The 25,182-nt window shown below is 61.6% G+C and carries 22 protein-coding genes; 14 read left to right on the top strand and 8 right to left on the bottom strand.

Annotation, left to right across the window (positions count from 1 at the left end; translation table 11 throughout):
* Positions 1-2: 2 nt before the first annotated feature.
* From A8G00_RS23320 to A8G00_RS23330, 3 genes are read left to right on the top strand one after another with little or no spacing between them, the layout of a single operon-like run.
* Positions 3-386, top strand: coding sequence for a response regulator (locus A8G00_RS23320; protein WP_025549511.1), 384 nt, complete (start codon positions 3-5; stop codon positions 384-386).
* Entirely contained in the window at positions 383-1,021 is a 639-nt protein-coding gene (locus tag A8G00_RS23325) for a chemotaxis protein CheX (RefSeq protein WP_025549510.1), read from the top strand. The genes A8G00_RS23320 and A8G00_RS23325 overlap by 4 nt, the downstream gene beginning before the upstream one ends.
* Positions 1,014-2,993: a hybrid sensor histidine kinase/response regulator gene (locus A8G00_RS23330; RefSeq protein WP_103001823.1), complete on the top strand. Its 1,980-nt coding sequence runs from the start codon at positions 1,014-1,016 to the stop codon at positions 2,991-2,993. Before A8G00_RS23325 ends, A8G00_RS23330 begins: the two co-directional genes overlap by 8 nt.
* Before the next feature lie 42 nt (positions 2,994-3,035).
* Here A8G00_RS23330 and A8G00_RS23335 read toward each other — a convergent pair whose 3' ends face one another.
* Positions 3,036-3,800: an IclR family transcriptional regulator gene (locus A8G00_RS23335; RefSeq protein WP_103001824.1), complete on the bottom strand. Its 765-nt coding sequence runs from the start codon at positions 3,798-3,800 to the stop codon at positions 3,036-3,038.
* 127 nt (positions 3,801-3,927) lie between these two features.
* Between A8G00_RS23335 and A8G00_RS23340 the strand changes: the two genes are divergently transcribed.
* Positions 3,928-4,869 (top strand): acetaldehyde dehydrogenase (acetylating), encoded by a 942-nt coding sequence (locus A8G00_RS23340; protein WP_061936050.1) that lies wholly within the window; start codon positions 3,928-3,930, stop codon positions 4,867-4,869.
* On the top strand, positions 4,866-5,888 hold the full coding sequence (gene dmpG, locus A8G00_RS23345; protein WP_048576899.1) for a 4-hydroxy-2-oxovalerate aldolase: 1,023 nt from the start codon (positions 4,866-4,868) through the stop codon (positions 5,886-5,888). The genes A8G00_RS23340 and dmpG overlap by 4 nt, the downstream gene beginning before the upstream one ends.
* A gap of 83 nt (positions 5,889-5,971) precedes the next feature.
* Here the strand turns inward: dmpG and A8G00_RS23350 are convergent, their stop codons facing one another.
* Together A8G00_RS23350 and A8G00_RS23355 are read right to left on the bottom strand one after the other, a co-directional pair.
* Entirely contained in the window at positions 5,972-7,150 is a 1,179-nt protein-coding gene (locus tag A8G00_RS23350) for an acetyl-CoA C-acyltransferase family protein (protein WP_103001825.1), read from the bottom strand.
* The gene (locus tag A8G00_RS23355) at positions 7,147-7,968 is read right to left on the bottom strand and encodes a 3-hydroxyacyl-CoA dehydrogenase family protein (protein ID WP_367379466.1); all 822 of its coding nucleotides are present in this window, start codon (positions 7,966-7,968) and stop codon (positions 7,147-7,149) included. The genes A8G00_RS23350 and A8G00_RS23355 overlap by 4 nt, the downstream gene beginning before the upstream one ends.
* 125 nt (positions 7,969-8,093) lie before the next feature.
* Here A8G00_RS23355 and A8G00_RS23360 point away from each other — a divergent pair, with 125 nt between their 5' ends.
* The 4 genes from A8G00_RS23360 (at position 8,094) to A8G00_RS23375 (ending at position 10,648) form a co-directional block, all read left to right on the top strand.
* On the top strand, positions 8,094-9,389 hold the full coding sequence (locus tag A8G00_RS23360) for a site-specific integrase (RefSeq protein WP_103001826.1): 1,296 nt from the start codon (positions 8,094-8,096) through the stop codon (positions 9,387-9,389).
* Between the two features lie 538 nt (positions 9,390-9,927).
* On the top strand, positions 9,928-10,143 hold the full coding sequence (locus A8G00_RS23365) for a hypothetical protein (RefSeq protein ID WP_103001827.1): 216 nt from the start codon (positions 9,928-9,930) through the stop codon (positions 10,141-10,143).
* The gene (locus A8G00_RS23370; RefSeq protein WP_103001828.1) at positions 10,140-10,325 is read left to right on the top strand and encodes a hypothetical protein; all 186 of its coding nucleotides are present in this window, start codon (positions 10,140-10,142) and stop codon (positions 10,323-10,325) included. Before A8G00_RS23365 ends, A8G00_RS23370 begins: the two co-directional genes overlap by 4 nt.
* Positions 10,322-10,648, top strand: a complete 327-nt coding sequence (locus tag A8G00_RS23375; protein ID WP_103001829.1) for a hypothetical protein — start codon at positions 10,322-10,324, stop codon at positions 10,646-10,648. The genes A8G00_RS23370 and A8G00_RS23375 overlap by 4 nt, the downstream gene beginning before the upstream one ends.
* Positions 10,649-10,691: 43 nt before the next feature.
* Here the strand turns inward: A8G00_RS23375 and A8G00_RS23380 are convergent, their stop codons facing one another.
* The 4 genes from A8G00_RS23380 to A8G00_RS23395 are packed head-to-tail and all read right to left on the bottom strand — an operon-like array spanning position 10,692 to position 18,158.
* Entirely contained in the window at positions 10,692-12,707 is a 2,016-nt protein-coding gene (locus A8G00_RS23380) for an ATP-binding protein (protein WP_146032643.1), read from the bottom strand.
* 12 nt (positions 12,708-12,719) lie between these two features.
* On the bottom strand, positions 12,720-15,653 hold the full coding sequence (locus A8G00_RS23385) for a DEAD/DEAH box helicase family protein (RefSeq protein WP_103001831.1): 2,934 nt from the start codon (positions 15,651-15,653) through the stop codon (positions 12,720-12,722).
* Positions 15,653-17,791 carry a site-specific DNA-methyltransferase gene (locus A8G00_RS23390; protein WP_172451963.1) on the bottom strand — a complete coding sequence of 713 codons (2,139 nt, stop codon included), beginning with the start codon at positions 17,789-17,791 and terminating at the stop codon, positions 15,653-15,655. Before A8G00_RS23390 ends, A8G00_RS23385 begins: the two co-directional genes overlap by 1 nt.
* A gap of 49 nt (positions 17,792-17,840) precedes the next feature.
* Positions 17,841-18,158 carry a HigA family addiction module antitoxin gene (locus A8G00_RS23395; protein WP_103001832.1) on the bottom strand — a complete coding sequence of 106 codons (318 nt, stop codon included), beginning with the start codon at positions 18,156-18,158 and terminating at the stop codon, positions 17,841-17,843.
* Between the two features lie 396 nt (positions 18,159-18,554).
* On the opposite strand from A8G00_RS23395, the gene A8G00_RS23400 reads away from it, so the two are divergent.
* The gene (locus A8G00_RS23400; RefSeq protein WP_216365661.1) at positions 18,555-18,848 is read left to right on the top strand and encodes a hypothetical protein; all 294 of its coding nucleotides are present in this window, start codon (positions 18,555-18,557) and stop codon (positions 18,846-18,848) included.
* A gap of 43 nt (positions 18,849-18,891) precedes the next feature.
* Here the strand turns inward: A8G00_RS23400 and A8G00_RS23405 are convergent, their stop codons facing one another.
* A complete protein-coding gene (locus A8G00_RS23405) occupies positions 18,892-19,302 on the bottom strand; it encodes a hypothetical protein (RefSeq protein WP_253258080.1) in 411 nt (136 codons plus the stop codon).
* A gap of 182 nt (positions 19,303-19,484) precedes the next feature.
* Between A8G00_RS23405 and A8G00_RS23410 the strand changes: the two genes are divergently transcribed.
* From A8G00_RS23410 to A8G00_RS23425, 4 genes are all read left to right on the top strand, one after another.
* Positions 19,485-19,970, top strand: coding sequence for a hypothetical protein (locus A8G00_RS23410; protein WP_103001834.1), 486 nt, complete (start codon positions 19,485-19,487; stop codon positions 19,968-19,970).
* The gene (locus tag A8G00_RS23415) at positions 19,970-22,354 is read left to right on the top strand and encodes a type IV secretory system conjugative DNA transfer family protein (RefSeq protein ID WP_103001835.1); all 2,385 of its coding nucleotides are present in this window, start codon (positions 19,970-19,972) and stop codon (positions 22,352-22,354) included. Before A8G00_RS23410 ends, A8G00_RS23415 begins: the two co-directional genes overlap by 1 nt.
* A gap of 538 nt (positions 22,355-22,892) precedes the next feature.
* A complete protein-coding gene (mobC, locus tag A8G00_RS23420; protein WP_103001836.1) occupies positions 22,893-23,423 on the top strand; it encodes a plasmid mobilization relaxosome protein MobC in 531 nt (176 codons plus the stop codon).
* A 9-nt stretch (positions 23,424-23,432) separates the two neighbouring features.
* On the top strand, positions 23,433-24,917 hold the full coding sequence (locus A8G00_RS23425; protein ID WP_103001837.1) for a relaxase/mobilization nuclease domain-containing protein: 1,485 nt from the start codon (positions 23,433-23,435) through the stop codon (positions 24,915-24,917).
* Positions 24,918-25,182: the final 265 nt, after the last annotated feature.

The raw sequence follows: 25,182 nt of genomic DNA on the forward strand, positions 1-25,182 counted from the left end.
GAATGCCCGTTACCGTGTTGATCGTGGACGACAGCAAACTCGCGCGGATCGTCGCGGGAAAGGCATTGGCGGAACTTCAGCCCGACTGGCAGAAAATCGAGGCCGGCAGCGGGGCGCAGGCGCTGGAACTGCTGGGCAAGGAGCGGATCGAAGTCGCTCTCATCGATTTCAACATGACCGAACAGGATGGGCTGGAACTTGCAGGTGAGATACGCGCTTTGAGGCCGGACATGCCGATCGCGATCATCACCGCCAACATCCAGGACGAGATCATCGCGCAGGCGCGGGCGATCGGCGCCGCCTTCATCGCCAAGCCCGTCACCAGCGAGGGCCTTGCCGGCTTCCTGACCGGCGCTGCGCTCAAGCTGAGGTCCAGCCAGGAATGATAACGGGCCACGTCGCGCTGAGCGAACTCGAACAGGACGCCCTGACCGAGATCGTGAATATCGGCGTGAGCCGCGCCGCCTCTTCCTTGAGGAAGATGATCGGGGACCAGGTCGTCCTGTCCGTCCCTTCGGTGGAAGTCGTGAGCCAGCGCCGCGCCGCCCGCCTGATCAGCGAGCGCGAAGTGGTCGACCTGATCGCGGTGCGGCAGGATTTTTCGGGCCCCTTTTGCGGGCGGGCCTTGCTGATCTTCCCCGAAACGAACAGCCTGGAGCTGGTTCGGGCGGTGACGGGCGGCGCCCTTTCGGCCGAGGAAGCGGTCGAGATGGAGCAGGAGGCGCTGGCCGAGACGGGCAACATCATCCTCAACAGCTGCCTTGCGACCATGGCCAACATGCTCAAGCGGTCGCTGTCCATGACCATCCCCGAAGTGCTGCGGGGCAATGGCGCGACCCTGTTCGAAATCGACGAAACGACAGGGTCGGAAGGGCTGGTCCTCTTTCTCTACATCGACTTTGCGGTGCGCCAGCGCGACATTCGCGGCTATATCGCGATGCTGATGGACATTCCTTCGCTCGCGACGCTCAAGCAGTTGCTCGACGAGTTCATCTCGCGCATCGTGGGCGAGGATGGCTGACGAAGCGATCATCGGAAACGCGGATCAATTGCGCGCCGTGCTCGCGGCGGCGGGGGCCAGCGGCGCCTGGGACTGGGACATCGTCCGGGACCGGCTGACCGTCGATGCCCGTTTTGCCGAGCTGTACGGATTGGGCGCCGATGCCGCCGACCAGCCATTGCCGACCGCCGCCTTCTTCCGCGCCATCCATCCGGAGGATCGCGCCCGCATCCGCATCGCGGTCGCTGGCATGCTGGCGGGCTCCGAATTCTTCTCCAAGGAATTCCGCATCATCGCTCCGGACGGTGCGATATTATGGATGCACGGCCGGGGCCGGAGCCAGCTTGACGATCAGGACGAGCCGGTACGTTTCACCGGGCTGCTGGTCGATGTGACCGACCGCAAGCGCACGGAGGAGCGGCTCCGCATCGCGCAGAGCGCCGGCGGGATCGGCACGTTCGAATATCGGGACGGCTTTGCGACAGTGTCGGTCTCCAGCGAATTCTGCCGGCTGCTCGGCCTTCACCCCGCCGACCGGCTGCCGGTCAGGACGATCAACGCGGTCGTGTGCGAGGACGAGGAGCCGTTGATACCCGAAGACGGTGCGGAACCTGCCAGCATCGACAGCGTGTTCCGCATCCGCCGCAGCGACGATGGCGCAGACCGCTGGATCGCCCGCCGTGGCGAGGCGATGCGCGACAGCGAGGGTAGCGGTTACCGGCTGCTGGGCGTCATCTATGACGTGACCGATGCGAAGCTTCAGGAAACGCGGCTGCGCGAATTGAACGACACGCTGGAGCAGCGCGTCGCGCAGGAGATAGACGAACGCCTGCGGGCGGAGGATGCGCTCCGCCAGGCGCAGAAGATGGAGGCCGTCGGCCAGCTTACCGGCGGCATCGCGCATGATTTCAACAATCTGCTGACCATCATCACCGGCAGCGTCGACATGGCGCTGCGGCGGCTCGACAATTCGGCCGATCCCAGGGTGGGCCGCGCGCTGGACAATGCCATGCGCGGTGCGGAAAGGGCAGCGGCGCTGACCCAGCGCCTGCTTGCCTTCTCCCGCCGGCAGCCGCTCGACCCCCGTGCCGTGGAGGTGCCCCGCCTGCTGGCCGGCATGTCGGACCTGCTCACCCGCACCATCACCGAAGCGGTCGCCATCGCCATCGAGGCGCCGGACGACGTCTGGACCATAGAGGCCGATCCGCACCAGCTTGAAAATGCGATCCTCAACCTGGCCGTGAACGCCCGCGACGCCATGCCGCAGGGCGGATCGCTGACCATCGCCGCGGGCAATCGGCAGGTCGCCGCGCACCAGAGCGACGAAAGCCATGTCAGTCCCGGCGATTATGTGGCGATCACGGTAAGCGACAACGGTACCGGCATGGACGCGGACACCCTGACCAAGGTGTTCGATCCCTTCTTCACCACCAAGGAGGTCGGGAAGGGCACGGGCCTTGGCCTGTCCATGGTCTATGGCTTCGCCAAGCAATCCGGCGGCAGCGTGCTGATCGACTCGGCATTGGGGGAAGGCACGACCGTGACGCTGCTGCTGATGCGCAGCGTCCAGAGCGCGGAACCGCCCGCCGATGCGATGGACGAGCGCGAACCCTTCGGCAGCGCGTCGGAAACGATCCTGGTTGTCGAAGATGACGACGATGTTCGCGCCTATACGGTGGGAACGCTGCGCGAGCTGGGTTATCGGGTGGTAGAGGCGCATGACGGTGCCTCCGCCCTTGCCCTGCTGGACAAGCAGGACCAGCCGATCAAGCTGCTAATCACGGACGTCGTCATGCCCCGCATGTCGGGCAGCGAACTCGCCGCCGCGGCCCGCGCCCGGCAGCCCAGGCTGCGCATCCTCTACACATCGGGTTATCCCAGGGATGCGATCATGCGCGACGGACGGCTGGACAGCGGCGTCGAACTGCTGGCCAAGCCCTTCACCTTCCGCAGCCTGGCGGAACGGGTACGCGAGATCATCGACAAGGGCTAGGACGCACTGCGTCGAACGCGGGCGCAGGTCGTCGGTGGCGCCTCATTCCGCTGCGTTGAACGCCACCTGCTCGATCTCCCGCGCTGTGGCGTGCAGCAGTTCGATCACCTCGTCATGCCCGATCTTCCTCGCGCTCATCGACTGCGATATGGATATGGCGGCGGGCACCATGCCGTCCGGCCTTCGGACCGGAACAGCCGCGCAGGTCAGGTCTTCGGCAATTTCTCCATCGTCGATCGCATATCCCTGCCGCGCCACCAGATCGAGCTCGCATGCCAGGGCGCCGGCATCGACGATGGTGCGCGGGGTAAGGGCGACGAAGGGGCCGTTGGCGAGATAGGCGTCCCGCTCGCCGCGGGGAAGATGGGCGAGCAGCACCTTGCCCATGCCGGAGCAATAGGCCTCCAACTGCATTCCCACCCGCGTGAACAGTCCTGCCGCCCCCTGGCCGATTTTCAGGCGATAGGTGACCATGTCATTTTCCAGCGTCCCCAGCTGCACGATCGTCCGCGCTTTCACGGCCAGCCGGTGCATGGCGGGCGCGGCGACGTTGACGATCAACTGCTTTTCGTCGAGCCGCTGCAAGAGCCGCAGCAGCCGCGCGCCCGCGACATGCCGTCCGCGCCCGACCGGCGTCAGATACCCTTCCTCGACCAGCGTCGTCACCTGCCGGTGGGCCGTCGCCACGGGCATGTCGATGGACCGCGCCAGCGCGGAAACGCTGTTCTGCCCGCCATCGGCCACAACCTCCTCCAGCATGGCCAGGGTCCGCTTGAGCGAACTGATTTGCGGCGTCCTGTTTCTCATGATGTGAGAAGATCACAGCTTGGCCCGGTGGCGTCAAGTACAAAGCTCCCTTATTCTCATGCGCTGTGAGGCGGGCCGTACCCGGCGCCGGCGACATGCGTTTCCTTTACGAAAAGGCTTGAAGGATATGGCCAAAACCAAGGTTGCGATCATCGGATCGGGAAATATCGGCACCGACCTGATGATAAAGATCATGCGTCTTTCGGAGACGCTGGAAATGGGTGCCTTCGTCGGCATCGATCCGGAATCGGACGGGCTGAAGCGCGCCGCCCGCATGGGCGTGCCCATCACGGCGGAGGGCATTGACGGCCTGATCGCGCTGGAGGGTTTCAAGGACATCGCCATCGTGTTCGACGCGACGTCGGCAGGCGCGCACAAGCGGCACAATGAACTGCTCCAGGCGCATGGCAAGAGGGTGGTCGACCTGACGCCCGCGGCCATCGGCCCCTACACCATTCCGCCCGTCAACGGCGAAACCAACCTGGACGCGTCGAACGTCAACATGGTGACCTGCGGCGGCCAGGCGACCATCCCCATCGTCCATGCCGTCAACCGCGTCGCGAAGGTGCATTATGGCGAGATCGTCGCCTCCATCGCCTCCAAGAGCGCAGGCCCCGGCACGCGCGCCAATATCGACGAATTCACTGAGACCACCAGCCAGGCGATCGTCGACGTCGGCGGGGCGAGCCGCGGCAAGGCCATCATCATCCTCAACCCCGCCGAGCCGCCGCTGATCATGCGCGACACCGTCTATTGCCTGTGCGACGACGCCAGCCAGGACGAGATCCGCGCCAGCATCGACCGCATGGTGGCCGAAGTGCAGACCTATGTGCCGGGATACCGGCTGAAGCAGGCGGTGCAGTTCGAACATATCGGATCGAACCGTCCCCTGCGCATTCCGGAGATGGACGGGGAATTCACGGGCCTCAAGGTCAGCGTCTTCCTGGAGGTCGAGGGAGCCGCCCATTACCTGCCCGCCTATGCCGGCAATCTCGACATCATGACCTCGGCCGCGTTGCGCACCGCCGAAAAGATCGCCGTCCGCATGCATGAAGGAGCCGTCGCATGACCTTCGATCCGACCCAGACCAAGCTCTACATCCAGGACGTCACGCTGCGCGACGGCATGCATGCCGTCCGTCACCAATATAGCATCGACCATGTGCAGAAGATCGCCCGGGCGCTGGACGACGCCAAGGTCGACGCCATCGAGGTCGCCCATGGCGACGGCCTTAGCGGGTCGTCCTTCAACTATGGTTTCGGCGCACATACGGACCATGACTGGATCGCCGCCGTGGCGGACGTGCTGGAACATAGCGTCCTGACGACGCTGCTGCTGCCCGGCATCGGCACGGTGCACGATCTGAAGCATGCCTATGATCTGGGCGTGCGGTCGGTGCGCATCGCCACCCATTGCACGGAGGCGGATGTTTCGAAGCAGCATATCGAGGCGGCGCGCAACCTGGGCATGGACGTGTCCGGCTTCCTGATGATGAGCCACATGACCGATCCGGATGCGCTGGCGCAGCAGGCCAAGCTGATGGAAGATTATGGCGCGCACTGCGTCTATGTCACCGACAGCGGCGGCGCGCTCAACATGGAGCAATATGCGGCGCGGCTTCAGGCCTATGATCGCGTGCTGAAGCCCGAGACGCAGCGTGGCGTGCACGCCCACCACAATCTTTCGCTGGGCGTCGCCAATTCCATCGTCGCCGTGCAGAACGGCGCGGTCCGCGTCGACGCCAGCCTGGCCGGCATGGGAGCCGGCGCCGGCAATGCGCCGCTGGAGGTGTTCATTGCCGCAGCGGACCGCTATGGCTGGAACCATGGCTGCGATCTCTATGCGTTGATGGACGCCGCCGAAGAACTGGTCCGCCCCCTGCAGGACCGGCCGGTGCGCGTGGACCGCGAAACGCTGACCCTGGGTTATGCGGGCGTCTATTCCAGCTTCCTGCGCCATGCGGAAAAGGCGGCGCAGGACTATGGCCTCGACACGCGCAGCATCCTTGCGGAAGTGGGCCGTCGCAAGATGGTCGGCGGTCAGGAGGATATGATCGTCGACGTCGCGCTCGATCTCAGCGCGAAATAAGCGGCGGGGCGGCTTCGCCCCTTCGCCCGTGAGCACGCCTATGTCCTGACGGTTCGTCCGTCAGGCCAGGGGCGAGCCAGGCCTCACACCCGTTCCCAGATGGCCGCGATGCCCTGGCCGCCGCCTATGCACATGGTCGTCAGGCCCAGGCGGCCGCCGGTGCGCTGCAGTTCATAGACCAGCTTGGTCGTGATGATCGCGCCCGTCGCCCCCACCGGATGGCCCAGCGAAATGCCGCTGCCATTGGGATTGACCCTTGCCGGATCGAAGCCCAGCTCCCACGAGACGGCGCAGGCCTGCGCCGCAAAGGCTTCGTTGGATTCGATCACGTCCAGATCGCCCACGCCGATCCCCGCCCGCTCCAGCGCCTTGCGCGTGGCGGGCACCGGGCCGATGCCCATATAGGCCGGATCGACGCCCGCATGGCCATAGGCGACCAGTCGCGCGAGGGGCTTCAATCCCCGTGCCTTCACCGCCTCCCCGCTTGCCAGCACCACGGCGGCGGCGCCGTCGTTGATCCCCGACGCATTGCCGGCCGTCACTGTCCCATCCTTCTGGAAGACGGGCTTCAGCTTGCTGAAATCCTCCGGGGCCGCATCCGCGCGCACGAATTCGTCGGTGTCGAACGGCACCGGCTTGCGCCGCACCGTCACCTCCACCGGCACGATCTGCTCCCTGAAATAGCCCTGCGCGATGGCGTTCGCCGCCCGCTTCTGGCTTTCATAGGCGAGCGCGTCCTGGTCTTCCCGCGAAATGCCGTAGCGGGCAGCGACATTCTCCCCCGTGACGCCCATATGGATGCCGTGGAAGGGATCGGTCAGCGCGCCGGTCAACCCGTCCTGCACCACCGCATCGCCCATCTTCTGGCCCCAGCGGGCGGCGGGCAGGAAATAAGGCGCGCGGCTCATGATCTCCACGCCCGCGCCCAGCGCGATGTCGCAGTCACCGAGCATGATCGACTGGGCTGCAGTAAGGATCGCCTGCAAACCCGATCCGCAGAGGCGGTTGACGCTGTGCGCCGGAGTTTCCTGCGGAATGCCCGCGCCGATCGCCGCTATGCGCGCGGCATAGGCGTCGCGCGGCTCGCAAGGGATGACATTGCCCAGCACGACATTGCCGATCAGGCTTGCGTCGAGCCCCGCGCGCTCGATCGCCGCCCGCGCCACATGCGCACCCAGTTCGCCCGGCTTCTGATCCTTGAGCGAGCCGCCGAAGCTGCCGATGGCCGTCCGCGCCGCCGATACCAGAAAGACATCCGTCATATGCTGTTCCTGTCCTGAATGTTGAGATCCCCGAAGCGCCCACCCTCGGCAGCGAGCCGCTCGATCAGCGGGGCGGGCGTCCATGCCCAGCCGTTACGGCCGGCGGCAAGGGCGCGAAGCCGGTCCAGAACGGTGGACAAGCCCATGATGTCGGCCTGGAACATCGGTCCGCCGCGTTCGCGGCCGAAGCCATAGCCATGGATGTAGATCATGTCGACGTCGACGGGACGATAGGCGATTCCTTCCTCCACGATCCGCGCGCCTTCATTGACCAGGGCCAGCAGGCAACGGCCGACGATTTCCTCATCGCTGAACGCGCGCCGCTCAAGGCCTGTCTCGGCGGAGTAATCCTCGATCAGCCTTGTGATTTCCGGATCGGTTTCCGCCGTCCGGCCATCCGGATAGGCGTAGATGCCCTTGCCCGTCTTCTGTCCGAACCGCCCCAGTTCACAGATGCGGTCTATCACGCCCGAATAGGGCCGGTCGGGCTGTTCCGCCATACGGCGCTTGCGGATCGCCCAGCCGATGTCCTGTCCGGCCAGATCCATCGTCCGGCACGGCCCCATCGCCATGCCCCACCGCTCCATGGCGGCGTCGATCTGCTGCGGCAGCGCGCCTTCCTCCAGCATGAACCAGACCTGGCGCAGATATTCCTCGAACATGCGGTTGCCGATGAAGCCGTCGCACACGCCCGACACGACGCCGACCTTGCCGATCCGCTTGCCCAGCGCCATCGCGGTCACCAGCACATCCGGCGCGGTTTCCCTGCCGCGAACCACTTCCAGCAACCGCATGATTGGAGCGGGTGAAGGGATTATAACAAGATACTACAAATAAACAACATTTTTTGCTACAATGACCCACACAGAACCTACACAGGCACGGAAGATCAACCACTTACGCTGCCAATCTGCACAGTTTCTGCACAGTGGGAAGCGGAGAAATGAGTTTCATCCTCGACAAGGAGCAGATCAAGCCCGGCCTTATCATCTTCCGGCGTGCCGATGTCGGGCATGACAACTATTATTGCCGGATCAGAATCCAGAACGAAGACCGCTACAAGACAATCTCACTCCGCACGGCGGATAGGCAGACGGCGCGGGACCGCGCGATGGACGAGTATGCCGATATCCGCTTTCGGGTGAAGCACGATGTTCCCGTATTCAACCGCCCCTTCTCGCAGGTTGCGGAGGAATATGCGGACGCCCAACAGCGCCGCGCCAACGCGGGCGAGGTCAGCCAAGCCCGCTGCAAAAATATAAGAAGCAAGATCGACGGCCCTCTAAAGGCTTATGTCGGCAGCACACAGATTCATCTGGTTACGCAAGACCGCTGGTCAGAATATCCGCTGTGGCGACGGGAAAACGGCGAAGGCCGTCGCAAGAGCGTTATCAGCGATTCCACTATCCGCATCGAGATGACCATTTTCGCAGCCATCATGAACTTTGCGATCAGCAAGCGGTATGTTCCCGCTCATCACCGCTTTGAAGGCATGCCGAAGCTCAAATCGAACCGCCGCGACGAGTTCACGCTTGAGGAATACCGCAAGCTGCACACCAAAGGCCGCAAGTGGATGAAGGAGGCGACCACACCGCAAGGCGTCTGGTATCGCCAAGTCTGCTACAATTTCATTCTCATTATGTGCAACACGGGGATGCGCCCGCCAGAAGCGAAGAACCTGCGCTGGCGGGACATCACCACCGCAAAAGACAAAGACGGACAGGAAATTCTTGTCCTCTACGTTCAGGGCAAGGGCAAAACCCGCAAGCTGATTGCCCCGATCAGTGTCGCAAAATACCTCGACCGCGTCCGCGAGCTTTCTAAGGCAACAAAGCCTGAGGATCATGTCTTTACGATTATCAACGGCAAACCGGCAAAATGGCTCTATCGGGATACCGTCGAAGAGTTATTGAAATACACCGACCTTCGCGAAGGCCCGAGCGGCATTCCCCGCACAACCTACTGCTTCCGCCATACCTACGCCACGCTCCGGCTGTCCGCCGGGGTGGATGTCTATATCCTCGCCCAGCAAATGGGCACTTCCGTCAAAATGATTGAACAGCACTACGGGCATGTGAACACCATCAAGCATGCCGACCGCGTGCTCATGGGCATCGGCGGATGGGATGCGATGCATGCCGAAATGAACGCCGAAATCGACGAGTTGGAAGCCAAGGCCAAAGAGGTGCAGTCCATCAAAGCCAAGCAGACGGACAAGCCGAACCGCCCCAAACGCTAGCGCGCATCGCACCAGCCATCGAGTTCGATGGCCGATGCAACAGAGCTATGCGTTTCTGCCGGAAGTCACGACGCGCCGCTGGCGCTCCCCGGTCGTGGAGTCCGGCCAAGCGGGCACGGGAAAAAGGCGCGCCGAGCTTCAAGCGCCCCCGTGATCGCGTCTTTCCGCGAAGACTTTGCCTCAGCCGCTGGCGAACCAGAGGCAATGGATAGCGGAGCCTGCCTTCATGCAGGCCACCCTTACCCCAAAATCGGTATATCTCAGGATATGCCACTGACCTTTTGAACTGCCACTCACCCTTTGCAGGCATTGGCTTTGTTCTCGGCTCCGTCCTGAATTCCCCTTGTTTTGTTTGCATCCCCATCGGGCAGCGTCATGCCCCCTGCCATGCGCGGGCGCTCATGGCGTCAACAGGAAGCCTCGGCTCCCCCGTTCGCAGGCGTCCGGTCCCCCCAATTTTCCTGTGTGACGCCGCGCCATCGCGCCTGGCTCTCCGTGGGCACGCCCGAAAGGGAAATGCAAACCAAGGAGAACAAACATGACGAAAAAATCTGAAACCAAAGCGCCCGCGCTGATTGCGTGGCACGTCAGAGAGGCCAAAGGCGGCAAATCCTACTGGACGCGCATCGGGGCCGCTTGGCCGCACCAGAACGGCGACGGCCATACGCTGCAACTCGACCTCTATCCGCTGGATGGTCGCATTGTTCTGCTCCCCCCGAAAGCCGACGAAACGGCGGAAGGCGGTGCAGCATGACCCGCAGCCAGCGCCTCTCCCGTGGGCTTAACAGCATCTTTGACCACGTCAGCTTTATACTCGACAACTACGATAGCATCACCGGCGACGCCCGCCGCGACCTCCAAGAGGTGCTCTACATCGTCGGTGCGGCTCAGGACGAAGCCGCCCAACTTCCCATCGCAGAGGGAGGTGCAGCATGAGCCGCCTCTGCAAACGCTATACGGAGCATCACGAGACCGTCTGGAACGGCGTTACCATATCCATCAGCTATGAACCGCGCTGGCTTAGCCTTGCCGACGATTACGGCCTCGACACGGCCCACCTCGAAATCGAGGCCATCGCGCCCGAGCGCGCACCGCTTCCCATCACGGAAACCGGCTACCGCTCGCACTTTACGACGGCAAATGCCGTCGCCGCCATGGGCGGGCCGGTGGCGCTTGTACGGACATGGCTGGACGAGGAAGCCGCGAGTCCGGCGTGGCGGCTGCACGAGGCCGCCGGCCGCCAGCTCACCCTCTTTTGAGGGTGAGTTGCGCGTCGCTGTTATAATTGGGGATGTCCGTCCGTTACGGGTGGCGGTCATATCGGAGCCCGGCAGCATTCAGGAAAGCGTGGTTCCTGAGCCGCGCGTCGGACAGCAAATCCTTCCACTCGATGACTTCGACCATGCCCCTGAATTTCCCGCCAAGCTCCTGAATACGGCCCCGACCGTTTGCGGTCGTCCGCCAGCCATTTGTGTGGATTTCCAGTTTGCCAACAATATCCGCAACGACGTAGCAGTAGAAAACGCAATCATCCGCGATTCTCACTCTCGCGTTGTTGAAATCTTCAATCTGACCCGCCTTGAGCTTGGTTATATACTCGCTAATCTGATTCATCGGCGAATAGCGCTCTTCGTAGTCTTTTCGCCCCGGATGCTTGAACTCGACAAGCATCACTTTTGTAAGCGGCTCGTCACCTTCCGCTCCGAGGCCATAAAGCCGGTCGTAAATCAGTAAGTCAGGACGTTTGGTGCTATTCTCGCCTTCCAGAATCTGCGTGAACGGTACATCGGATGCAAAATACTTTTGGAATGTGAGGCGTTCGTCAATGATCCATAGATCATGGTCTGATTGCTCAACCTTGCTGGGGTCATCGCCCCGCATTTTCATTGGGCAGATGAATTGGTGGAGCGTCTCTTCAAGCTGGTAGTCTTGAGAGCCGTTATCCCGCTCCCGAATGCGCCGAAGAAGAACTTCCATCACGTCTAGAACAGTCTTCCTTCGAAGGACATATTCTGTAAGTTGACGCTGTTCCTCCGCGCGGATTTCATCAGCGGCTTCCCGTACAGCTTCCGCAAAATCCGCCGGAATCGTCTGTTTTCCGTCCAACTGCGCGACGATCTCTTGAATCGTCTCGTTCCGTTCCTTATCGCGCCGAATGCGGAACGGAATCAGCGCCCTTGCGAACTCTTCGGGTTTGATAGCGTTTTTCGGAGTGCGCTCCAAAAGCCGCTCCGCTTCCTCAAACCCAAATGAGGGGTAGTCTTTTACGAAGTCCCGGAGCGTGCCGAGACGCTGCGTGTCGAACTCCCGTATCTCTTCACCGATTGCGTCGGAACGAACGAACCCTGCGCATTGCCGAACTATTTCCTCAACTATCGACTCGTCAAAATTGAACTGTGTGCGCTCTTGATTGACCCTTTCATTAAGGTAATCGCCAGACACGCAGCCGTGATACACGCGGTCGCTGTCAGGACCGAAGCGTCCAATGCCGATTAAGCCATCAATCTTCCGGGTAGTGACAGTCCGGCCATTCGCAACCAAATGAATCTGGTGGGAGCCGTCAAAGTTCGCACTGGCATTCTTGTGGCAAACGAAGCTTGCCAAAGAGAGGTCGCCGAAGTCGTCGGTAGGCAGCGTTGCAACGCCTCGATCTTCGATTTTGAGATTCTGGATTTCCTCGGGGAACGTCGTGCTGTTTCCGTCGATATCGACAACAATTCGTGGGGATTTTCCGAGAATAAAATCTGCAAAAAAGTGCGAGCCGAAATGTTTGACAATGGTAGCCGCTTGGCTGGGGAATTTCGTGCGATATGCGCTCCCCCGCAAGCCAGAGAAGGTGATAGACGTTCCGGTGTTGGCACTAGCGCCGTCGATTTCCGCAATTTCTTCGTCAGTTATTTGATCGGTTGATTCTAGCCGAAATGAAAACGAACGCCGGAAGAGTTTGCCCTCGTCTTTGTAGATGCTGATGACTTTGACCCGCTCAAAGGCATCGAGCCAGAGCAAGCGTCCAACGCCTTTGCCGCCGCGCGCCATCTTGTAGTCTGTATCGGTCGTGCAGAACGCTTTGAACCGCGGAGGCTCAAGGCCAATCCCATTGTCATCGACGATAATTTCAATGTCATCGGGAGAGCGTGGGTTGCGGATGGTGACGGTAATAGAGCCATTCGATTGATACAGAGCTTCGCCGAAACCGTCTTCGACGGCATGAAGCGAGTTGCTCACCGCTTCAAATACCGGCTGTAGAGCCTCTGCTGCCAGCGACGGCTTGGGAAACCGTTTGACCCGATTGACGATATCTCCCTGCATGGTTGTCATGAACTTGCCCCCTCAGAACGCAAACTTCGCCTGCCCCTTGTCTTCGACAGGGCGCAGGCGGGCATAGGCGAGAAGGTCGGCAACCGAGCCGCCCTTGTCCCGCCAGCCGTAGAACGCATCTTCGCCCAAGAGGACGTAATGCCATTCGGCATGGCTCCGCTGTTCTGGCGTAATGGCGTTGATCCGGTCGCACCACGCGACCGCCGCCTTGCGCTTGCGAAGTACGTTCGGCGTCGTGAGTTGGTTTTGCGCTTTCGTCTCCACCAAATAGATGGAATCTCCTGCCCTTACGAGGAAATCGGCAGAATAGAAGGCAGGCAGGCCGTCTTCCTTGATATAGCGAAGGCGAGCGAAGGTGTGCTTCTGCTCGTTCACCTTGCAGAACGCATCGACGCTGGCGTCCCGCTCGCAGCTTTCCATGAAAGCCTGTTCGAGTCCGCCGCTGCGGGAAGGATATGGCAGGCGCAAGTAAATCGCCTTTTCGACAGCCAGCGATGAACCTTCGCGCATGGCGAGCTTAGCAACCTCGGAAAGACGGCGGTGCGCCACTTCGGCGTCTGCTACGATTACGCTGTCCTCAGCTTCCAGAATTGCGCGCGCCCAAACCTTGATAATGTGCTCTGTCACCGGGTCGATGAGCAAAACGCGCCAGTTTTCATCGACAAGCGGGTCCACTTCACGCTTGAACAGGTAATGACGGATGAAGGTGTCGATACCTTCGGCCAACTCCGCGCGGTTGATCTGGATGTAGGGAAATTTGCTCGCATTGGCGAAGGCCTTTGAGCTCGACGTCGTATCCGTCAGCGTCACGGCTTCGGTGATCCGGCGCGTGATGCGCGACAGATAGTCGTTGTATCCGGTGGCTGTCATAACGCCGCCATGCACCCGATAGTCGCCAAAGCGGGTCTTCGCCTGAACGTCTTCGGAATGGAATTTCTCGCCGTGCCCGAGTTGGCTCTTGAGTTGTTCGAGGCTGAAAGCGCCGAACGGCGCCAATGAGTCCGGGCTAATCCGCGTATCTTCCAGTTCCTCCACCTGCTCGCGCAGAATGAATGGAATGGCGAAATCGTAATTCTCGAAGTCGGGGCGGAGGCCGACCGAAATCAGGTCACCAGTGCCGCTGGTATTCCTGTCATCCTCATCGTCCGATTCAGCAGCCAGTCCCTCCTGAATCAGTTCTTCATAGAAGCTCTGGAAGGCCGGATGCTCGACGATAGACAGAATGTCGATCATGTTGGAAGGCGTTTTGCCGCTGCGGATAAGCTGGCGGTTCTCCCGCTTGATGTCATCGTATTCGTTGCCGCGCCACATTAGGCGCAGGCCGCGACCGATGGTCTGTTCGAGCAGGATTCCGGCGCTCGACGCGCGTAGCGGAACGATCACGCAGATGTTGTTCACGTCGAAGCCTTCGCGCAGCATGAGCACGCTGACGATGACGCGCGGCGATTTATGCCGGTCCACGTCGAACAGGCGTTCGCGCAGCACCTTCCATTCGTCGGGCTTCAATTCGCCCTTGCGGTTGGAATCGACCCTCAGCACCTCATCGTCGGCCAGCCCTTCAAGCTGCATGAACTCGGCGACAAGGGGCGTCACTGTGGTATCTTCGCAAACCACCAACATCTTCGGGTGCTTGTCGGGATCGAGACCCTCGAAATCGGCTTCGAGCTTTCGGAGCTTCGTCAGGCCCGCGCGGAGCATGATCCGCTGCCCTTCGGACAGCATCGGATTGCCGTTTTCGTCGCGGTCAGCCTTGAAATCCAACTCTTCATGACTGAGCGCGCCAATCTCTGAGCGCTTGTCGAGCACAAGGGATTTGACCAGCCCGGCCCGCATAGCCGTTTTCAGGTCGAAATCCACGACGATGTGCGGGAAGAAGGACTTTCGACTGTTCCGGCCAGTGCCGACCTCATTATAGGGGGTCGCGGAGAAGTCCACCTGAACAAAGCGGCGGCCCTTCGGCTCGGCGATCAGGTTGAGGCTTTTTTGCCATTCAACCTCCGTTACTTCACCTTCGCGCTTGAACTCATGGATATGGTGCGCCTCGTCGTTGAAGACCATGAGGGCGGGCAGGTCTTTCAGATAGGAAAGAATGCCGCCTCTCTCATAACGTCGATTCAACACGTTCAGGTCATTGCCCTGACTCGTTCCCGGCGTCAGCGGAAGGATACTTTGCACAACGGTCTTGGGGTCAGCCGTCTGGCCCGGTGACTCGATTTCTTCGTCCTCAAGCGGTTCGCCTTCCTCCGAAAGCACATGCCAGTTGGAAATGGCGATGATCCCGCCCGCCGTAACCTTGCGGCCAATTTCTTCCTTCGGGCAAACAGCGCCTTGGACAAAGCGGAAGACCTCATCGCGATAGGCGTCCGGAATGAACAGTTCTTGGAAGATGGAGAGGTCGGAGATCGAAAAATCGCGCTTGCCGTGCCGCTCCTTGCCCATGAAGGCGTCAAGCAGTCGGTCGTAAACGATCAAACCGGGCGCGACGACGAGGAAATTCTTGGTAAAGCGGGCATCATCCGGCGCGCGATTGGCATTGAGAACCTGCCAGACCATAAGGGCTTGCAGCACCCATGTCTTGCCGGTGCCGGTCGCCATCTTAAGGCAGTATTTGGGATAGGCGTTTTTTGGTGCGCGGATGGTTTCGGAATCCCGCGTGCTCGCCAGCAACACATCCGGCGCGGCAATCTGGTAAAGTTCCGGCAACGTCGAAATTCCCAGCACTTCATGGGCGTAGATGACATTGAGCAGGGCCTGCCGCTGGCCGGGATGGAAGTTGAAGGACCGCGCGTCCTGAAACTCGGCCTGAAACCACCACTTGAGCAGTTCCGCCGTTATTTCCGAAACCTGATCGAGGATCGGTGCCTCGCCGGTTTCCAGACCGACGCAGGCTTCCTCGGCTTTGGCTGTCAGGCCCTTAGCAAGCGAAAAATCGTCGATGCTCGCCATCACGCCACCTCAACCGTTGCTTCGGCCTCGAAGCCGAACACATCGACCACGCGCACACAGATACGGCGCGGGCCATTCTTTTTGGGGAGGCCGGTGAGCCGCGCCGTTCGGATGACGCGGTAAGGGTCGTTATCGTTATCGATGTTGCCGCGATAGTCCTGCCAAACAGAGCGGAAGACCTCGCCGTCATAGTCCGGATCGACGCTCCAATATTCGATCAACGCCATCGGATCGGCGTTGATGACCTTTTGCAGCTTGTCGCGATTGGCTTCGTCTAAGTTCAATGCCTCAGGCGACAACAACACATAATTGGCAATCTCGACGGAAAGGGACTCGCCATCCCCCTCCGGCGTTCGCGTAACCGCGCCGAGCTTGAGGTATTGCAGCGACGAGAAGCGCACTTCGTCTGCCTTGAGCTTGTGCCCCTTCTTTTTGAGCCGGTCGAGAAGGTCGGGCGGGATGACCAGCACTTCGAGCCGGTCGCCTTGACCCAGCGCCTCGATATCGTGTCCGATAGTCGGCGAGAAGTTCCAGCCAAGAACCACCACCTTATCCCATCCGCCCATGAGGTTATCGCGGATTTCAATGGCGCGGCGCAACGTGGCAAGGCCCGTCATCTTGTTCGGGCTATCGGCCAGAACAAGCGTCTTGCTCCCCTGAATCCGGCCCATGTTCTTGTTCGGGTTTTCTTCGACAGGCAGCGGCAGCGCGCCGAAAAGGCCGAGGACGATTTCGGCGAGGTCGCCGATGCGGAACTTCGCACCCATCGTCGAGCGCATCTGCTCGACCTGATAGTCGCCGATGTGCTGGTAAAGGAACGGTTTCGCATCCTGATCGATAAGGCGCTTTCTAGTGACCATACACGCGGGCTTACCGAGATCAGACGTAATCCAGCGTCTGCCCATCTTTTCTGCAACCGCTGCGGTCGTTCCAGATCCGGAAAAGAAATCAGCTACAAGGCCGCCCTCACTTGTTGAGGTCTCAATAACTCTGCGGATCAAGCCCTCCGGCTTTTGAGTATCGTATCCTGTTTTTTCTTTTTCCTGCTCAAGCCACTTGACATCCTGATCGATGCATTCTTCGGAATTGTATAGGGTTCCTTGAGTATTTGCTTGGTATGCCCAAATGTCCTGATAAGGAACTCCGTCTGTCAAATATTGCTTATACATAGGCTGACCCCCTTCTTTTTTGGGTATAACCAGAAGGTCTGCCTTAAGGCACTCATCAAGAACTTGCTGAGTTGTCAGCCCTTTAACATCAATATCCAGCAACTCGATTGTTTTAGATGGTATGGCCCAGTGACGTCGTGCTCGCGTAGGGTCGTAGCCATGCCACGGCTTCCCGCTGTCACCACTACGCACTCCCGGGCCAGTGAGGTAGTTTGGTTGATAAATTCCGCGATGATCACGATACTTAAATCTGGACTCGATATATCCGCGTGAGAAGGGGCGCTTTCCCGGATGAAACTCAAACTTCTCGGACTTTGAGTAAAAAAGAATCACGTCATGTATGGGTCCGTACTGCTCAGTGGTTTTGTTGTGGGAATTACTTCTTCTCCAAACTATTTCATTCCTAAATAGCCACTGACCAAAAATGTCATCGATGACAATCTTAACGTAATGAGATATATTTGGTCCTAAGTGAACATATAGAGAGCCTGTCTCTTTAAGCATTTCTCGCATTAAGTACAGGCGCGGCGTCATGTGGGCAAGATATGAGATTGTACCATCGGCCCACGTGTCCGAATAAGCGAATTGCTCCATTGGTGTCGGGCGACTATCGATATCAGCCCCGGGTAATTGAATAGACGTCCTGTAATCCGCCCGACTATCAAATGGTGGATCAATATAAATAAGATCGACTTGCCCACGAAGTGAAGGGCGCTCCCTATCACCAGCCAAAAGTGCTGCCATTGCAAGAAGATTATCGCCGTAAATTAGTCGACTTGGATTTTCGTTCAATTCATTGCGGAATGGACTGCGAAGTAAATCCTTCCAGTTGCTATCCCGCGACGGGATGACCAATTCGCGTGTTTGCAAGCCGAGTCTATAGTTGCTCTCTGCGCGCTCCATGACACGTTCGGCCTCGCGCTTCCCTTCGGCCACAATGGACGGCAACTGTTCGAGCAAACTTTTCATTAACAACCCCTTCGACTCAGTCTTTTGCGCGTGGTTACAGCCGCTTCGGCTAGGAATCGCGCGGTTTTTCCGCATATCGCTCGACCTTGATATCTCCCGCCCGCTTGCGCGCTTGGGCTATGTCGTAGCTGTTCTGCATTCGCATCAGCGTCTCCATGGAGACGCCAAACGCCTTCTCGATCCGGAGCGCCATTTCCGGCGACAGGTGCGCCCGCTCGTTGAGCAGCGCAGATAGCGCGGGCCGTGTGACGCCGAGCACTTCGGCGGCATCCGTCACGGACAGACCGTGCGGTTTCAGCACTTCATGCTTCACGAATCCGCCCGGATGGGCGGGTTCCTTTAGCCGAACATCGGCCTGATTTGGCATGTGCGGTATCCGGTTGAATTGCCCCTTGAATCGGCTGTCAGCCTATCGGACGGATCGTTGCCTGTAAAGACACGCTTTACATAACCTTTGAAGCGTGAGCCGTGTCCGGCATCCGGCACAACGGCACATCCATCTCCGCATTTGCTCCTGCGGTGTTGTTCCGCCCTCAGTCATGCCGCGTTACTGGCGTCGGGCGCTTTGCCGTCAATGGGCTGCCCGCACCACCCCTTCGGGCCGTGTTGCCCATGACGGCAGCAGCTTGGCCCCGCCGCTCCGAGGTGCCGCGTCCTTCGGGACGAACAACACCAAACAAAAGGAGCAATAAAATGGGACTGGATATGTATGCACTTGTGACCCGCGAGAAACCGGCAACGCCCTTCGGCTTCAAGGTCGAAGATGCCGCTGAAATCCACTACTGGCGCAAGCATCCGAACCTGCACGGCTGGATGGAAAGCCTCTACTTCGAGAAGGGGCGGCGCGGATACGTTCAACTGCATCACGCTCGCCCTGACGGCAGAAGACCTCGACCGTCTGGAAGCGGACGTGCGCGCTGGGCATTTGCCGCCAACCAGCGGTTTCTTCTTCGGCGAATCCGACGGCAGCGAAAGCGAGGACGACTTGATGTTCATCGCCACCGCCCGCGCGGCCATCGCCGAGGGCAAGACCGTATTCTATGACTCGTGGTGGTAGGCCGATCTGCGGCGGGGCGCGGCATTGCCGCGCCCTCGCAGCGTTAGACCTTGACGAACCGCGAGCCGACAATCGCGGCGCGCGCGGTTTCATCACTCCAATGCAGACGGTCTACCTTGCCTTGGCCGATTTTCCCGCGCTGACGGCGTATCGCTTCGCCGCGTTTGAGCGGATAGAGCGGGCGCAGCCATTGCGGCGCAGGCTCGACCGTGCAGGCCGTCACTTCAATATGCACCCAGCCGCCCCGGTCAATCTTGACGATTTGACCCGTGATGACGCGATGGCCGGTGATGACCGGCCTTTTCTTGGAATGGCGCGGCTGCGGTTTCCAGACCGGCTCGCGCCAGCGGATCACGTCCGCCACGATGAAATCAGTGCCGCAAGACAGCCATTTCACATCTCCCCCAATCCGGAGGCGCTCTACCCGTGCGATGCCGTAGAGGCATCTGCGCATGCGCGCCTCTGTATGGTAAGCTTGACGCGCCCCCTGTCTCTTTAGATTGTGAAGGGGAAAGACGTTTGTGCGCAAGTACATCTGCAATGCCCTGTCCACGATGCAGGACTTTGCAAAGATTTACCGGGACGGGTTGCCGCTCTGCACAAACATACAGGCGTATGTTTACTAACGGGGGCCACATGCCGGAGGACAAACCAAGCGCACCAACCGGAGATGAGGCGCTAAGCGCTTGGGAACGCGGCGCGGGCGATACGCCTGATGAGCCGCCGCACCCGAAACTCGCCGCTCTCAAATCCCGCTTCGCCGCGCATACCGATGTATGCAGCTTGGAAGACGTGCTTTCCGCCGCGATGAATGATGCGGGCGAGGCCATGCCGGTGACGGTGGAGGTGCAACCGGGATTACTCGCGCTTCTCGCGCACATCGAGAAACTCGATTCGGCCCGAGTCGGGCGGAATCCTGCGCCGCCGTCGCGCTTGCTCGCGCAGATTGTCAGCAATCACCTCGAAAATCTGCTGCATACCATCGTAACCGACCCAACCAGCCATCCGCACTATGCGGACCTCTGGAATGCCCTCTGCGCCGCAGAGGGCGCGCCGGAACTGGCGGTGACGACCGGCGCGGCGGCGAACGGGACGCCGCCCGCTGAAGGAGGGCCGTTCTGATGCGCGCGGCGACGAAGCCCTTGCGGGCCGTCGCCTTGTCGCTGGCGCTTGCCGCGTCGTCTTGGCCTGCCACCGCGCAAGAGGCTGCGCCAAGCTGGCAGAAAGATAACCCGATATTCCGGCAGGGCGGCGAGCCGCGCGGGCTGGTGCTCCCGCCCGCGCAGCAGCGTGTCTTTGACCGCGATGCTGCGTCGCTGGCCGATATCCGCGTAGAGCTTGCCGAAGGAGAGTATCGCCACAAGGCGGGCGAGATTGGCGCGGCGGCATGGCGCAGCCGCGCCGCTGAACTGCAAGCAGCGGAAACCGCCCTGCGCCGGAAATGGCAGGGCATCGGCACGGGCCAAGACCTCATGCTGAGCAGCGCCGCCGACAGCATCGCCCGCGCGCGCATGGCGGCGCTGCGGGCGCAATACGACCCGCCCAAAGAGCCGACGCCTTGGAACTACGTCACCGATCTTGCAGGGATTGCCAAGGACATGGCCGTGGGCCTGTTCCGAGAGGGCATGGACCTTCTCGGCAGGCTGTTCGCCAGCCTGTTCGGCCCGCTGGCCGTGCTCGTGGGCGTTGTCGGACTGATTTGGCTCGTGAAGGACAAACGGCGTAAACCGAAGCCAAAACCCACCCTGTCCGAAAACTACGGCTCCGCCCGCTATGCGGAGGTGCGCAATAGCCTTGCCGACCCCTACGACGGCCATCGGGGCGTGTTCTTCGGCAAAAGCAGCGCGCCGGAGCTTTTAGCCATCCCGATAGAGCAGCAGACGGGCGCGCCCGTGCTCTCGACGCCCGAACATCATACGCTGATTGTCGCGCGCACCCGCACGGGCAAGGGCACCCGCGTTATCGTGCCGACGCTCCTGCGCTATGGCGGCTCGGCGATTGTGATCGACCCCAAGGGCGAAAACGCCGCCATCACGGCGCGCATCCGGCGTGGTGTGCTCAATAGCGCCGTCCACGTCATCAACCCGTGGGGAGAACTGGCGGACACATTCAAGGAGCGCGGCCTTGCCCCCGCGACTTTCAATCCGCTGGATGTGCTGGTGCGCGACGACCCCAATGCCGTCGCGGTGGCGCAGGCGCTCGCGGGCGCGGTCTGTCCGTCGCCTCCCGGCGACAAAGACCGCTATTGGCAGGGCAGCGCGGCCAATGTCCTGACCGCCGTGCTCTTGTGGATTACCGACCAGCCGGGCGAGCAAAAGACGCTCGCCCGCGCGCGGGAGATTGTGAGCCTCAGCCGGAGGGATTTCACGGAGAGGTTTCTGGTGCCGATGGCGGCAAGTAGCGCCTTCGGCGGGGCGATACGGGAGATGGTCAGCCCGTATCTCGACCTCGCGCAGGAAACCTATTCGGGCATCATGTCCAATCTGTCGGAGGCCACAAAATTCCTGTCCGACCCGCAGGTCAAAGCCGCCACCGCCACATCATCCTTCGACATGGCCGACCTGATACGGGAAGCGGTGACGGTCTATCTGGTCATCCCGCCCGACCGCATCGACACCCAGCGCACATGGCTGCGGCTCATGACCACGGCGGCCATGCACACCTTCAAGCGCTACCCGCTGGGCGGGCGTCCGCCGCACCGCTGCATGATCTTGATGGACGAGTTTCCGGCGCTGGGGCGCATCGAGGATTTGCCGCGCGATATCGCCACCATGTCGGGCTACGGCATCGACTTCACCCTCATTGTGCAGGGCCTCGACCAGCTCAAAGACCTCTACGGGGCGGCAGCGGGCACCATCCTCTCGAACTGCGCCTATAAGTGGTTCTGCAACGTCAACGACCTTGAGAGCGCGAACTACCTCTCCGAAACCTTGGGCAAAGTGACCGTGCAGACGGTCGGCCACGGCGAGGGCCAGAACTTTGGCCCCGGCGGCGGCGGGCATAGCGAGAACGTGAATTACGGGGAGACAGGCCGCCCGCTGCTCATGCCCGACGAGGTTCTGGCCTTGGGGCGCGACGTGGCGATTGTCCTCAATCCCACCGACCGCCCGCATTACGTCCGGCCCGTGGATTACTGGCGGCTCCCCGACGCCTTCGCGTCGCTCGCCGCCGTCTATCCGCATCTCTATTGGGAGCCGCCCTTAGCCTACGACGACAACCCGTATTTTGTGCGGGGCGGCAAATCGGACGGCGGCCAGCAGGGCCGCCAGTCCGGCGGCGCGCGTCAGCGCGCCGCAAAACCCAACGGCAAAATGACGCGCGCGGAAGCGCTCGACCTTCTCGGCCTTTCGGAAGGCGCAACCGCCGCCGAGGTGCGGGCCGCATGGAAGCGGCTGATGCAGAAGGTGCATCCCGACACCGGCGGCTCAGCCCGCTTCGCGCAGATGCTCAACGAGGCCCGCGAGGTGCTCGGCACGGGCGGCGGCGAAGAGGGCCGCGCGGGATGAAAGCATCGCCGCACTGCCCGCCATCGTGCTATGCTGCGGCTCATCCCGCGCTGAGCGAGTCGCATACGATTGTATGCAGGCGGCGATATCCCGCCTTGCCGCAAGCGCTCGCTACCCCACACCCCAGCACGTCCCGTGCTATCCTAAGTTATGGCTTAGGAGAGTGTGCAAGCCATGTGCGGACTGACCGTCCACACCCCGCGCCTGAAGGCGCTGGCTTGGCAAGGAAGGCGCTTCGCCCTCCCGTTGCATCCCTCCCGAGCAAGGGGTTTCACACCCCTGCACCCGTGCGGGGAGCCTTCGTGCTCCCTGCGACCCGTGACCGGGGCTTTGCCCCCGGACCCCACCAAGGCACGTCGTCCTTGGAACCAGACAAGGGGTTATCGCACCCCTCGACCACTCGCCGGAGACTTCCGCGTCCCGGCACCCACGGCCAGAGCTTGCGCGCTCTGGACGACGCGCAGGCGGCTTTCATGCCCCTGCACCCTGACGAGGGAGAACGCCCTCGACCCCGCCGGATACGTCCGGCAGAAAGGAGATGCGCTTGAGCGATAGCGGCTCAGAGCACAGCCCTTCCGGGCGGCGCAAGTCGGAGCGGCGGCAACGCACCGCCACCATCTATGCCCGCGTCACGCCCGACGAGAAGTCGGCGTTTCTCGCCCGCGCCGACAGGGCGGGTATGGCCGCCGCCGCCTTCGCCCGTGCGGCGCTCATCGGCGAAGCCGGTCCCCGCGCGCAGCGTCGCATCCCTGCCGACAGTGCTGCGCTGCGTCAAATCCTCGGCCACCTTGGCAAGACCGGCAGCAATCTGAACCAGATTGCCCGCTACCTGCATACAGGCGGCGAGGCGGAAACCGTCTTGCCGGACCTGCGCGAAGCGCTGGCCGACTTCGCGCGCATCCGCAGCCTCATCTATGACGCGCTCGGCAAGGAGCCGGATAGCGCGCCAGCGGCAGCGTCGCCGCTGGCCGCCGCGACACCTGCACCGGCTCCAATCCCGGCACCGGCAGCGCCGGAGGCCGTCCCGCCTGCGGGATTGTCCAAGTTCATCCCGCCGCCCAAACCGTGAGGCGGCGGCATGATTATCAAAGGAGGCTCACGCGCCGGACCCCGCCAGCTTGCCGCCCACCTTCTGCGCACCGACACCAACGAGCGCATGGAGGTGCTGGAACTGCACTCCGGCCTCGACGACCTCGCCGCGACATTCCGCGACTGGCAGACCCTCTCGGAGGGTACGCGCGGCAAGAAGGGCCTCTATCACGTCAACATCGACCCCGACGCCCGCTATGACATGACGCCCCAGCAATGGGCGCGTGCGGTGGAGGTTTTGGAGCAAGAACTCGGGCTGGACGGCCAACCCCGCGCCGTCGTCCTGCATGAAAAGAAAGGCCGCCAGCACGTCCATATCGTCTGGTGCCGCACCGACCTCGAAACCATGACCATGCGCTCGGATAGCAATAACTATCTCGCCCATGAGCGCGCCAGCCTCACGCTGGAACGCGAGTTCGGCCATGAGCATGTACCGGGGAAACATGCCAAGCGCGACCGCGCCAAGCAGCCGGAGTTCCCGCGCGCGGATGTCAGCCATGCGGAGCATCAACAGGCCGAACGCAGCGGCCTTTCCACCCAAGAGCGGCGCGCGCAGCTCGCGGCGCTCAAATCATCCTGTGACAGCGGCATGGCGTTCAAGGCCGCCGTGGAAGAAGCAGGCTACGTGCTCGCGCGGGGCGACAGCAAGGACTTCGTGCTCGTCGGGCCGGAGGGCAGCGTTTACAGCCTGAGCCGCGAACTCAAAATGAAGGCCGCCGAGGCGCGGACCTTCATGGCGGATGTTGACCGCGATGCGCTTCCCACCGCCAGCGAAGCCAAAGCCCAGCAGCGCGACCGGCAGAAGGATGCCGAGCCGCCTGCATTCGAGATGCAGCGCCTGCCGGTCGAAGATCTCACGCCAGCGCCGGAGGCGCAGGGCGAGACACCAGACGCGCAGCAGCAGGACTCCGGCACGCCGGAACTCGCACCCGCCGTTGCGGCGGCGCTGGCCGAGCGCGAACAGGCCGAGGCGAGCAAACTCGCCGCATGGCACAGTGCAGAACTGCGCCAACTCCGGCATGTGCTCTTCCTTGAAGCGCGCGAAAAGATAGAGGGGCTGAGACGCCAGCAGCAGGCCGAGCGCGAACGCTTCATCCGTAACGGGAAATTGTCCGGCATCGAGGGCTATATCGAAGCCCTGCAAAACCGCCTCAATCCGGGGCGCGGTGCGGAAAAACGCCTTGAGCGAGATACCGCATGGAAACATCTGCGCGAACGGCAGGCCATCGAGCGCGCTGACCTGCGCACATTGCTCCGGCAGGACAGGGCCGAGCACATCGAGGAATTGAAAGAGCGCCACGACCAGCAGCGGCGCGACCAGCAGGCAGGCTTTGCGCGCGAGCGTATCCGCTATGCGGAAGATTCAGCTCGCGCGGCGCGATTGCTCGCGCAGGTCGAAGAAGACCGCCGCGAGGCAGAACGGCAACGGCAGGAGGGGCGCGCGGCGGAACCGCCGCCAAGGCCAGCAAAGTAAGCGGCTCGCGTTTCCTGCAACCAGAACCGGGCCGCAAGAAAAAGAAGAAAAAGGTTGCTACAGGTCAGCAGGGCGAAGCCGCCGCCGGAGGGCTGTTCGACTGGCTTCCCGACATCGCGGCCATCTCCATTGCAATATCGCGCTTCCTGCATCTGGACGCTGCGCCGTCGCCGGAACAGGCGGGCGCAGGCGCAACTGCGAAGGACAGTGATGGGTTTGAAGACCCGCCCGAGCTTGTGCCCACGTTCATGCCGACGGTGCGGCG

The sequence above is a fragment of the Sphingobium sp. SA916 genome (assembly GCF_002894065.1).
GTDB lineage: Bacteria > Pseudomonadota > Alphaproteobacteria > Sphingomonadales > Sphingomonadaceae > Sphingobium > Sphingobium fuliginis.